Genomic DNA, 11710 nt, shown 5'->3' on the forward strand with positions numbered 1-11710 from the left:
GTGCCACTACCGGATCGGCTGCTCCCGCACTTCAAGGGAGTCCTGGCCACCAAACAGTCGCCGACGTCGAACGGCTCAACGTCATCTGCAGCGGCGCTCATTCAGTGGAGGATCTCTCTTTCCAGGTACGGCGAGGCGAGCACCACGTGCCGTTCGGCAAGAGCGGTGCCGGAAGGACCTCGATCCTGGTCGTCATCGAGGGGCACCGGACGCCGATTTCCGGCATAACGCCCGGGCTCAGGCCTCCGGCAGTGCGTGTTTGCGGGCGCAGCCCGCGCGATCAACGGCGGGGGTGCTCGATGCGCCAGCGTCTCTTGAACAGCACGACGAACATCCCCAGGCCGATCCAACGGAGACAGGCCAAGTGACGTTGGAGTATTAGCCCGCGGCGAGTCGGCTGAGGAACGCAGATGTGCTCAATGGTTGCTCGGGAAGCGACGTCGGCGCGTCCGCCCGTAGGCCATCAAGGAGAATCGGGAGAAGTCGCCGCCAGAGCCGTGGGTTCGCCTCGCCGAAGGTCTCGATGAGGTGCGCCATCAGGGACATCAGGACTCCGATGTCGGTGGTTGTGACGTCGGCCCGGATCGCCTGCTGCTCGCGACCGCGCTGCAACAGGTGGTCGATGCAGCGCTCGACACGGGCCCGGACGTCGTCGGCTCCAGAGTCTTCAGTCGGCGCGCCTCTCAGAAGCTTCCCGAGGGCCCGTTTGTTCGCCTGCGGTTCGAGCACCGCTTCGAAGAAGGCCGCAAGTCCGTCGGCCGCGTCCGCCATCGTTGCCGCGCGTTCTGCTGCCTTGAGCATTGTCTCGACCGTCTCGGCGAAGACTGCTTGCGCGAGAGCGTACTTGTTGGGGAAGTGGCGATAGGCGGTGCCAACACCGACTCCGGCTCGTCGTGCGACGTCGTCGAGCGTCGGCATCAGCCCTGCCGCGTCGAACAGCTCGCTTCCGGCGGCGATGAGCGCAGAGCGGTTCCGCTCCGCGTCCTTGCGTCGCACCCGTCCATCGGGCGGCTGGGCTGGGCGTGTGCTCTCGTCCATACGTCCTCCCAATCACGTGTCCCAGGAATCGGAGACGCTTCTCCGCTATGCTACCGTGGCTGTAGCGGAGATACTTCTCCGTTTCCGTGAGGCATGTCGGCCCAGGTGGAGGAGGAGGACTTCTGTGCCCGTCGAGCGGATCATCTTCGGCACCATGACACTCGGCTACCACGGCAGGGGAGTGCGCGTCCGCGACGTCTCCACGGCGAGGCGGATGCTCGATCAGTTCCATAGCCGTGGCTACCGCGAGATCGACACCTGCTACGTCTACGGCGACGGCTCGTGCGAGCAGATGCTCGGCGATCTGCGCGTCCATGACCACCTCGAGGTCGCCCTACGGTACGACCCGGTCGCCACGCCCAGGGGCCACGAGCCGGAGGTGCTTCGCGCCTCCTTGAGCGCCAGCCTCAAGCGACTCCGCGTAGCACGGGCCGACCTGCTCTATCTGAACCTGCGCGGCCGGGACACCCGCTGGGAGGACACTCTGCGAACCGTCCATGAGCTGCACGAGGAAGGCCTCGTCACGGAGTTCGGACTGAGCAATATCGCTCCGGAGGATGTCGCGGAGACGCTCGCCATCGTGGCGCGCGAAGGCTGGGTCCGCCCGACGGTCTACCAGGGCCTGTACAACGCCATGTCCCGCTCGGCGGAGGTCGAACTCTTGCCGCTGCTGCACGAACAGGGAATCCGTTTCCACGCCTACAACCCGCTCGCTGGCGGTGCCTTCGCACCCGGATTCGGGGACGACGAGTCAGTGGGCACCGGCTCCCGATTCGACCAGGGGCACCCTCAGGGCATCGAGTATCGCCGCCGATATTGGAACGAGCCGTACCTGCAAGGGATGCATCAGTTCAGGGCTGGTTGCGAAGCATCGGGCGTCTCACCCACCGATGCCGCCCTGCGCTGGCTCGTGCATCACTCCCACCTCGGCGCCGTACATGGCGACGGCATCATCCTCGGCGCGTCCAGACCCGAACACCTCGTCCAGAACCTCGACGCGGTGCAGAGCGCGCCGCTTTCTCCCGAGCTGCTCGTCGCGATCGACGCGGCGAGCGAGACCACTCGCCCGGCCTGGCCGTCGATGCGCCGAGCCTGACACCCACGGATAGTGAAGTGATAAGGAGTTCACTGGCATGACGACAAACGCCCCTAAAACCTGGTTCATCACGGGAGCATCGCGAGGCCTGGGCGTCCGGTGGGCGGAAGCTGCGCTCTCCCGTGGCGACCGTGTCGCTGCGACCGCACGATCTGCCGACGCGTTGCGCCCTCTCGTCGAGAGTTATGGCGACCTGGTCCTTCCGCTCGAACTCGATGTCACGGATGAGACGGCGGTGCATCAGGCGATCGATACCGCCGAGGACCGGCTCGGCGGTATCGACATCCTGGTCAACAACGCGGGGCAGGCGGTGATGGGCGCCGTCGAGGAGGTCAGCGCGGCGCAGGCACGAGTGCAGATGGAGGTCAACTACTTCGGCGCTCTGTACGCGACGCAGGCAGTTCTGCCGCACATGAGGGAGCGTCGCCGCGGCCGGATCATCCAGATCTCGTCCATGGGTGGGGTCATCGCCACCCCTGTCATGGGGACCTACCACGCAACGAAGTGGGCGCTGGAGGCGCTGAGCCAGGCTCTGGCGGCAGAGGTCTCGGAGTACGGCATCCACGTGACGCTGATCGAACCACTGACGTTCCCGAGCGAACTCGGTACTCCTGCTCCGCAGATGTCCGAGTACGACCATGCCCGCAAGGCGCTGATGGCGGGCTTCGAGGGCACCGGAATCGCTCCAGGTGATCCGGCCGCGGCCGCACAGGCGATCCTCGCCGTCGCTGATGATCCCAATCCACCGCTGCGAGTTCTGTTCGGCGCGAATGGCCTGAAATTGCTTCGTCCAGAGTACGCGCGCCGAATCGCCCTGTGGGAGGAGTGGGATCACCTCGCCCGGCTCGCACAGGGCACCTCACCAGCCTGAGGTTGGGACCCTGCCCCGGGCTTGGTTGAACGACGGTGTCGGGCATTCCTCGGGAGGCGCCCGACACCGTCGGACGGGTCGCCACGGCACGCAGAGAGCCAGCCACGCCTGGACCTGAGCGGCCTGCCGGTTACCGTCTGGCGCGCCGAGCAGAGAGTGCCACGGCGAGACTGCGGAGTGGCGCGGCCTTGGCAATGGCGGCAGCGAAGTGGGGCCACCTCTCGCCACGTCGAGACCGACCCGTCCGGGTCAGATCACCCTGCCTGCGGGTAGGGCGGGCCGAGGAGCACTCGCTCCGCGCGAGTCTCCAAGGGGTCTGCACGTCGACCTGGTCAAGACCGTCCTCGGCGGACGTGGCGGCGGCAATGCCGGCCTCGCCCAAGGCGGCCGGGGCGGGGTACGGCCGGAACAGGGCGTCGATCTGGTACGGGAGGTTACTGGCGGCAGCAACGGGACAGAGTGATCATGTCCGCTGACGGGCGGACAGCCGGTCGGCGGACATGATCACCTCTGGCCTCTGCCGTGTACGACCACTCCGCGGAGTGTCCCGCCGGGTCGGCGCTGAAACCGGCCTCGCGCGCCGCCTCCACTACGCCCCGATCACCGCAGCGGCTGGAAACTGGACGGCGCACACGACGGGGCTCGACCGGCTCTCCGTACGGCCCCCCTGGTCGGCACCGGTATGTGCGGCGTGCCGGAGTCAACGAAGGCCGGCGACAGGATCCTCACGTGAGGCGAGGTTGATGATGGATGTGTCGCGCACGGGGAGCTTCTTTTCGGGGTTGTGGTCGGGCGCCACTCGATGGTGGTCTCGGGCGCCACGAACCCATCGCGGCAGGCATCTGAGCTTCACCCGTTCTCACACGATGGTGCGGCCGCCGTTCACGTCCAGCACGGTGCCGGTGACGAACCGTGCCTCGTCGCTGACGAGGAACGCGATGGCTGCGGCGATGTCTTCCGGATTGGCGACGAAGCCCAGCGGGGCCTGCGCTGCGAGCAGTTGCAGGTAATCTCCCATGGCCTCGGATCCCGGAGTACGGGTCGGACCGGGGCTGACGGAGTTCACGCGTACACCGGCGGGGCCGAACTCGGCTGCCCAGCTCTTGGTCAGCAGGTCCAGGGCGGCCTTGCTCGCCCCGTAGACCGACAGACCGGGGAGCGCGACTTCGGCGGCCAGCGTGGACACGTTGACGATCGCTCCACTGCCGCGCGCGGCCATCGCGGGTGCGATGTTCGCGACCAGGTAGAACGGGGCCTTCAGGTTGGTGGCCAGCACCGCGTCGAAGGTCGACTCCTCGGTGCCGGCGGTGGGGCCGCCGGCACCGATCGCCGCGTTGTTCACCAGGATGTCGAGGGTTCCGCCGGCGACCTCGGTGGCTTTGGCCGCGAGTTCGACAGCGGACTGTGCGTCACGCAGGTCCGCGCGGACGAAGTGGGCCTCGTTTCCTTCGGAGCGGATCTGCTCCACTACTTCCTGCCCTCGTCGCGTGTCGCGGCCGGAGACGACGACATGGATGCTGTTGCGGGCGAGCTTGAGCGCGGTGGCGCGGCCGATTCCGCTCGTCGAGCCGGTGATGAGGGCGGTTTTGGTGCTCACGGGATCTCCTCGCTGGTGGTTTCTGACGGTCCGGGATGTGACCGGGTGACGGGGGCCAGGAAGCGGTTGGTGTTAAAGGCCCTGAAGGAAGGCGACGCGATCTGCGAACGCGCTCTGTGCGATGCGGGAGTGGGGCGCGAGTCGGTCGAAACCGTGGAATGCGCCGGGGCGCACCGACAGGTGCACGGGCACACCGTGTTCCATGAGTCGCGTGGCGTAGGCGACCGTCTCCGCGCAGAAGAGATCCAGTTGGCCGACTTCGAGGTAAGCCGGTGGCAGCTCGTGGAGTGAGCCTGCTCGGGCGACGGACGCGGAGGCCGGCACGTCCTCGGTGCCGTACTTGTCGCCGAGGTAGGCCCGCCAGCCGGTGATGTTGTCGGCCACCGACCAGGCCAGAAACGGCTCGACCGCCGGGTCGGCGACTGCGGTGCGGTCATCGAGCATCGGGTAGACCAGGATCTGCGCCGCCAAAGGCCCGATCTGACGGTCACGACACACCAGCGCGGCCGCTGCCGCGAGGCCGCCTCCGGCGGAGTCGCCCATGAGCGCGACTCGGGCCCCGGGTACGCGCTCTGCGGCGTGCTCGATCGCCCACCGGACCGCTGTGACGCAGTCCTCGACCGCTGCCGGGAACGGCGATTCGGGCGCCAGGCGATAGTCGACCGCGATCATCGCTACCCCGGCCTCCTCGGCGTAGCGGCGGCAAACGTGGTCGTAGCCGTCGAGGTCACCGGCGATGAGACCGCCTCCGTGGACATAGACAACTAGTGCGTTCGGTACGTTCTCCGGCTTGTAGAGGCGTAGCGGAATGGCGTGCCCATCCGAAGACGGCACGGTGAAGTCCACGATCTCGACACTGTCGTCGGGTGTGGCGACGGCAGTGAGTCCGTTGTAGAGGGCGTCGATGTTCGCCCGCCGCGTCTTCCAGTCATCGACGACCGGCGGCGTGGGTGGGGCGGCGGCCACGATCGCGCGGGCGGCCTCGAAAAGTTCCTTGTCGATACTGAACATGTGATCCTCTGAATGAGAGTGAATTCGCCCCGGCCCCGCTGCGCTCTTGATTGGGCCAGCCGCCGGGATCCGTCTGCTGATCGCGCAGAGCGGGTGCCCCCAACAGGACACGTACAACGTACGTAAGCCTGTCTCGCGTACGCCGTACGTGTCAAGTGATCTGGGGCACCTCGCGTCGAGAGGCTGGGCTCGGCACGACGCAACTGGGCCATCCCGAGCCTGATTCCGGTTCAGAGTCGGCTTGTCAGGGTGGCGACGCCGCTGCCGGTCAGGTCGGGGATGGCGTGGGGTCGGCCGGCGAGGACGGAGATGATGTTCTCGGCGGTGCCGAGCACTTCGAGGGGTTGCCCCGACGAACGCCACCAGTTGGTGTCGGTGGTGCGGAACGCGATGCCCCGGGCTCGCGCGGCCGCCGGGATGAACGGGTTGGGCACGCGCGTCTCGACGGCGAGGACCGCGTCGGTCACCTGCGGCGACAGGACGCCGGACCGGCCGAGCGCGAGCGCGATATCGAGGTGGTGGACGGCGTGGTCACCGAGCATCAGCGGTGCCGGCAGTAGGCGTCCGATACCTTTCGGGCGCGCCCGGGCGCGGTCGAGCGCGTCGATCAACTCATGAGCGGTGCACTCGCTGGCGTACGCGCGACTGAGGGCGTCGTTTGCCGCGTCGAACGACCAGTGCCGCCGCGCCATCGCGAGCAGCAGTCGGGGCGGCGGTAGGCGCAGGCCGAGCACGAGGTGCGCGAGCACATCCTTGTTCGTCCAGCCCGCACAGAGGCTGGGTCGCTCCCACTCTTCGTCGGTCAGGGTGCGGGCGAAAGCGACGAACGCGTCGTCCTGGTGTCGAACGAGGTCGCGGAAGCCGGTTTGGCCCCTGCGGCCGGTTTGGGACGGCAGGCCCCTCGGGTTCGTGATCGTCACTGAACTCCTCCTCATCTTACGTACGTTGTACGTATAGTAGCCTGGGATACGTACGCCGTACCTAAGTCGGGAGTGGCCAGCATGAGAGCCCGTTTCACCCTCGTGGACATCCAGCAACATGCGCTGGCGATCGTCGACCGGGACGGTCTGGCCGGACTCACCATGCGCTCTCTCGCGGCGTCCCTGCAGACGGGGGCCATGACCCTGTACAACTACGTCGACAGCCGCGAAGCCCTCGAGGAACTCGTGGTCGACGCCGTCTCCGCGCTCGTCGAGATACCAGAGCCGACCGACGACTGGATGGCCGACACACGGGCAGTGGCTACGGCCCTATGGCGAACGTTCCGTGCGCATCCCGCGGTGATCCCGCTCGTACTCACGCGCCGCACCTCCTCCCGCGCCAGCCTCGCCCCAGCCGAGGCGCTTGCGGCAGCGCTGGCACGCGGAGGCATGGACGGCGTCGACCTGTTCGTCGCATTCCGCACCGTCTCGGCCTTCGTGATGGGTATCGCGCAGAACGAGCTAGCCGGCCGACTGTCGCGCGAGAAGGATGCCGACTCCGCCGCCCAACGTGTCGCAGTGCTCGCACCCGACGCACTCCCGACCCTGTCGAAGTTGGCCCCGGTCGGTGCCGCGTTCACCGGCCAGGAATTCGAGCGAGGATTGACCGTTGTGCTCAACGGCCTCGTACACACACCCCGTCCGTTCGATTCCAGCGCCCAGGCGTCTGGACTTTCGTGATTGACACCTGCAGCCGGCTCTGATCACGCCGGACATCTGCCGAACCGCACGGCGACTCCGGCGGGCCGTACCCGGACCGATCGCAGTGGTGGCCCAGATGCTCAGCCAGCCGATCGCGGCCCACGAAGTCGCACACTGTCTCGTCGACCTCGCCCTGCTCGGCCTTCTCGTCATCGCCCCTGACGCTCACCCGAGACGCCAGGCATCGCACTTGAGCGGGGCCTGTTCGGTTGGGCAAGGGGCTGTCTCGCTGACGAACTTCTCTGGCGCGACGGTGCTCTACGTCCGGTGGCGGTCGAGTGAGAGGAGGAGGCCGGCGGCGGCCAGGGCGATTCCGGCGGCGGCGCTGTAGGCGGGGAGTTGGGCGGGGATGCCGAGGTGGACGGTGATGCCGAGGATGCGGGACAGGCCCCAGGGCAGCAGCGCGAGCTGGTCGTTCCACACCGTCAGCGCGCGTTCCAGGCCCACTACCCAGACCAGAGCGGACAGCACGCCGAGGGGCACACCCACGGCGGTGAGGGTCAGCCCGACGGCGCTTCGGCGGCGCAGGCCGTACCGGTCCCGCAGGACCACGGCGACGGCCACGAACAGCCAGCAGAACGCCGCGAACGCGACGGTGACGTACGCCGCGCGCAGGCTCGGTGCCGTCCAGAAGACGAACCAGTAGCCGCCCGGTCCGCGCCCGGCGAGCGCCGCCAGCAGCAGCACGCTGCGCAGCAGCGCGACACCGCCGATGACGGCCCAGAGGTGGAACGGATCCCGCCGGCCGACGACGAGGCGTACGACGAGGGCGAACAGCACCCACCCACCGAGGGTGACCAGCAGGTGCGCCGGCGCGGCGAACCAGGTCAACACGAGTCGGCTCGCCACCAGCACCACGGCCGGGACCAGCCACACCAACACCCGGTCCGCCCGTGTCGTGGGCGTCGGCAGCGCGGCGACCCGCCACGGCCGGAGCGCGCCGAGCAGCAACCCGCGCGCGGCGGCTGCGCCGAACCCGCGCCCGTACCGGCCGAGCAGCACCAGCAGCAGGATCGATCCGAGCATCACCCGGGCCGCCCAGGCCATCGCCGGGTCCCGGTCGGCGCGGCGCGCGCCGAGGTCGGCGGCGGTGAAGTTGTACGCGGGCAGGTCCAGGTCGGCGCCGTAGCGCTGCCGGTGCGCGTCGCGCGCGTCGTGGTATGCCGCCGCGGCCAGCCGCCAGTCGTGTCGGGCGGCCGGGGTGCCCGTGTCCAGCCACTGCGCGTGCCGCAGCACCATGGCCCGGTACGCGCCCAGCGTCTCGAACAGGTCGACCTGGTAGTCGAGAGTCGCAATGAAGCGCCCGCGCAGTTCGGCGTCCCGCCAGGTCGCCGGATCGGTCGCGGCGACCAGGTCGCGCATGCGCCGGGCCAGCGCGACGGCCTGCGTGCCCTCTTCGATCGCCTCGTCGACACGGCCGCCGGTCACCGCGTAGATGCTGTCCAGCGCCGCGGAGTCACCGGTCGGGATGTCCCACTCGAAGATCCACATCATGGGCGGCGGTTCCAGCCCGAGCGCCCGCACCGACCGGTCGGCGTACGGGCCGATGTAGAGGCCCTTGGTGACCGCCTGCCGGGACAGCGCCATGGCCTGCCCGATCGCCGCGACGGTGCCCGGGTCGCCGGAGAACGTGCGGTACGCCCAGTCCGCCGTGACTTGCGCCGGGTCGGTGGCCGGGTCCCAGGCCAGGCGGCCGACGGCGTACGTGTTGAGGTCGTAGAGCTGCCAGAACCCTGCGCGTAGGTACAGCGACATGGGCCCGGCGCGCAGCGGCCCGCCGTCCTGCGTCCAGTTCCAGACCCCCTCGACGTTCGGGTTGGCGGCGAGGAATGCGCGCAGCGCCTGGCGGTGCAGCGGGCCGAGGTCGTTGGGCAGCGAGCCGAACGCCTCGAACTCGCGCCGGGCCTGGAACTCCACGATGCGGCGGTGCCCGCCGCCGAGCAGGGTGGTGTTCAGCGGTAGGTGGCTGTAGAAGTCGCCCAGGGTGTACTTGGTGGACACGATCAGGTGCGGATCGTCGAACCCGCCGAGGACCTGCGCGTACGACGTCGGGTTGGTGTGCAGGTCACCGACGGCCCCGACGCCCACCGTCCACGTCCGGAAGATGATCTCCTTCCCGGCTGGGCCCGCCGTGTCCAGCAGCGCCCGCAGCATCGCGCGCACGGACGCTTCCGTGGTGACGGCGAGCCTTGACGAGTAGTCCCAGCCGGTCCCGGCGTACACCTCGCCACCCTCGCCGACGCGGACCATCAGGCCGTCGACGAACGGCATGCTCTCGAACAGCTCGGCCAGACCGGCCTGGTAGACCGCCCACAGCCGAGGGTCAGCCGCGTCGAGGCCGCCGACGGTCCGCGTCAGGTACGCCTCCAGCGGGGGCGACACCGCGAGCATGTCGGTCAGCAGGAAGACCCGCACGCCCATGTCCTCGGCGTACCGGAAGACGGGGCCGAACGCCGCGACCATCGCCCGTGCGCGGTCGACGTGCGGGTCGCCGGGCGGGTAGACCGCGCGCCCGTCGCCGACGTTGGCGAACGTGACGTACTCCAGGAAGCCGGGCACGACGATTCCGTTGAAGCCCTGCGCCACCGAGTGGTCGACGAACTGCCGGAACTGTGCGTCGATGCGGGCCACCGCGCCGGCGTCCACCCACGGGGCGTCAGGCAGCACCGCCGACCCGACCACGTCGGTGTTCAAGCCATAGTCGTCGCCGGCGGCGAAGACGGCCGGGTCGGGCTCACGCCCCACCGACCCGGCGTCGGTCAACCGCAGGCCGAGCCGGGGGGTGACCACCCGACCCGCGTCCGCCGCGGGCAGCACCTCGGCGCCGGAGCGGATCCGGTCGGCCAGCCGGTACATCCCGGCTGCCACGCCCGCGACGTCGCCGCCCTGGACGGTCAGCTCGGCGTCGCGCACGTCGAGCCGGTACGACTCGGGCGTCCCGCTGAGGGTGGCCAGCACGCCCGCCCGTAGCGTGCTCGCCGCCGACAGGTCCGGGGCGGTGACGCGCGCCATGCCGGTGCCCGGGGCGGCCGCCGCGGACCTGGCCGGGCTCGACGCGGCCGGGGCGAGCAGCGGCCGGGGCAGGCCGCGAGAGACGACCGCGTCGGCGACGGCGGTTGCGGCCTTCCTGACGCGCGGCTCGTCGGGCACGACGAGGGACTCCAACGGTGGGACCGGCGCGGGCGTCCGCGCCGGCGCGGCGACGGCGTCCTCGCGCGGCACGGCGGCGGGGGCGTGGCTCAGCCCCAGCGTGTCGCCGACCGCCCAGGCCGTGGCCGCGCCGAGCGCCAACAGGACCGCCGCGGCGACGAGCAGCGGGTACGGTCTGCGGGCCTGGGCAACGTGAGCCACGCTCGCATGGTAGTAGCCTCACCGGCTTCGTCCTCGACGTGCGAAAGCAGCCGGCGAACGCCGTCGTGGACCTGTCGTGCTGACACCGCTGCAGGCGGGAGGGCGGCGTCCGTGGATGTCGAGACGAGGGGATTCGTATGGTGCGTCACCGCAGTGCCTCTGCGAGTTCGGCGGCGTTGTCGAACGCGGGTGCCGCCCTTTCGGACTCGTCTTCCGTGAGCGTGACGGACCGGGCGCGGGCCAGCATCTCGGTCGCGGTTGTTGGATCGTGCAGCACCATCGCGAGTTCGGCGCGGTAGACCAGGACCTCCACCTGCTCGACCGGGTCGTCGTCGGCTCGTAGGCGGGCCAACGCGCTGTCGAGGATCCGAACGGCTTGTCCGACGCTTCCCCTGGAATCGGCCTGCACGACGGCATTCGCCAGGGCCTTGGCCAGCCGCCCGGCGGGCGTGGTGGCCGGCATGGGAGCGGGGGCGGCGTTCCGGAAGACGCGGATCCAGTTGCCGCCCGGGTCGATGACGCTGAACCCGCCCAACCCGTCGGCGTTCTTCCGCGCCCTGGGCCGGGTCATCCGTGGCGTTCCGGACACCAGTACCTTGCCGTACGCGGCGCGCATGCCGGCTGCGAATGCTCGGTGTAGTCCCTCGATGTCCGCGGTGAGTACCAGACAGGAGCCATAGGACTGCTCGGGGTCAAACCCGGCGATCTCGAAGAACTGCAGCTGCAGGTCTTCCCGCTGCACCCCCACACACGCGTTGGGCTTGCGCTGCTTGTACGTGGTGCGGAAACCGAGAACTCGGTAGAAGGCTTCGATGTCGTCGATGGATGCGCACGGCAGCAGGGGGACGGTCACCTCGTTGGTCATGCCTCCTTCCTAGGCGCTGAAGGGTGTTCGTCGCCCATGGAAATGTCCGATCATCGCCCTCGGCCAACCGATCGGCCGGGCTCGTGTACCGACCGTGGCGGAGCTCCCGCCGCTCGACACCATCCGTCTCCGGGACATCAGGGCGACCGTGCCGCCTCCGGGATGTCCCGGAGGCGGCACGGTCGCCGATGTTCGAGCC

The 11710-nt window shown here is 69.3% G+C and carries 9 protein-coding genes; 3 read left to right on the forward strand and 6 right to left on the reverse strand.

Going from position 1 to position 11710, the window contains the following annotated elements; all coding sequences use genetic code 11:
* Positions 1-378 precede the first annotated feature (378 nt).
* Positions 379-1038: a TetR/AcrR family transcriptional regulator gene (locus O7614_RS13935; RefSeq protein WP_278138862.1), complete on the reverse strand. Its 660-nt coding sequence runs from the start codon at positions 1036-1038 to the stop codon at positions 379-381.
* Between the two features lie 124 nt (positions 1039-1162).
* On the opposite strand from O7614_RS13935, the gene O7614_RS13940 reads away from it, so the two are divergent.
* Together O7614_RS13940 and O7614_RS13945 are read left to right on the forward strand one after the other, a co-directional pair.
* On the forward strand, positions 1163-2134 hold the full coding sequence (locus tag O7614_RS13940; RefSeq protein ID WP_278138863.1) for an aldo/keto reductase: 972 nt from the start codon (positions 1163-1165) through the stop codon (positions 2132-2134).
* A 37-nt stretch (positions 2135-2171) separates the two neighbouring features.
* Positions 2172-3005 carry an SDR family NAD(P)-dependent oxidoreductase gene (locus tag O7614_RS13945; RefSeq protein ID WP_278138864.1) on the forward strand — a complete coding sequence of 278 codons (834 nt, stop codon included), beginning with the start codon at positions 2172-2174 and terminating at the stop codon, positions 3003-3005.
* An 859-nt stretch (positions 3006-3864) separates the two neighbouring features.
* Here O7614_RS13945 and O7614_RS13950 read toward each other — a convergent pair.
* The 3 genes from O7614_RS13950 to O7614_RS13960 form a co-directional block, all read right to left on the reverse strand.
* Positions 3865-4602 carry an SDR family oxidoreductase gene (locus O7614_RS13950; RefSeq protein ID WP_278138866.1) on the reverse strand — a complete coding sequence of 246 codons (738 nt, stop codon included), beginning with the start codon at positions 4600-4602 and terminating at the stop codon, positions 3865-3867.
* Positions 4603-4674: 72 nt separating this feature from the next.
* Positions 4675-5724: an alpha/beta hydrolase gene (locus tag O7614_RS13955; RefSeq protein WP_278142260.1), complete on the reverse strand. Its 1050-nt coding sequence runs from the start codon at positions 5722-5724 to the stop codon at positions 4675-4677.
* 119 nt (positions 5725-5843) lie between these two features.
* Positions 5844-6533 carry a maleylpyruvate isomerase family mycothiol-dependent enzyme gene (locus tag O7614_RS13960; protein WP_278138867.1) on the reverse strand — a complete coding sequence of 230 codons (690 nt, stop codon included), beginning with the start codon at positions 6531-6533 and terminating at the stop codon, positions 5844-5846.
* 81 nt (positions 6534-6614) lie between these two features.
* On the opposite strand from O7614_RS13960, the gene O7614_RS13965 reads away from it, so the two are divergent.
* The gene (locus O7614_RS13965; RefSeq protein ID WP_278138868.1) at positions 6615-7274 is read left to right on the forward strand and encodes a TetR/AcrR family transcriptional regulator C-terminal domain-containing protein; all 660 of its coding nucleotides are present in this window, start codon (positions 6615-6617) and stop codon (positions 7272-7274) included.
* Positions 7275-7553: 279 nt separating this feature from the next.
* Here O7614_RS13965 and O7614_RS13970 read toward each other — a convergent pair whose 3' ends face one another.
* Positions 7554-10646 carry a hypothetical protein gene (locus O7614_RS13970; protein WP_278138869.1) on the reverse strand — a complete coding sequence of 1031 codons (3093 nt, stop codon included), beginning with the start codon at positions 10644-10646 and terminating at the stop codon, positions 7554-7556.
* Between the two features lie 145 nt (positions 10647-10791).
* Positions 10792-11511, reverse strand: a complete 720-nt coding sequence (locus O7614_RS13975) for a VOC family protein (protein WP_278138870.1) — start codon at positions 11509-11511, stop codon at positions 10792-10794.
* Positions 11512-11710 lie beyond the last annotated feature (199 nt).

It is taken from the genome of Micromonospora sp. WMMD961 (genome assembly GCF_029626145.1).
Lineage (GTDB): Bacteria > Actinomycetota > Actinomycetes > Mycobacteriales > Micromonosporaceae > Micromonospora.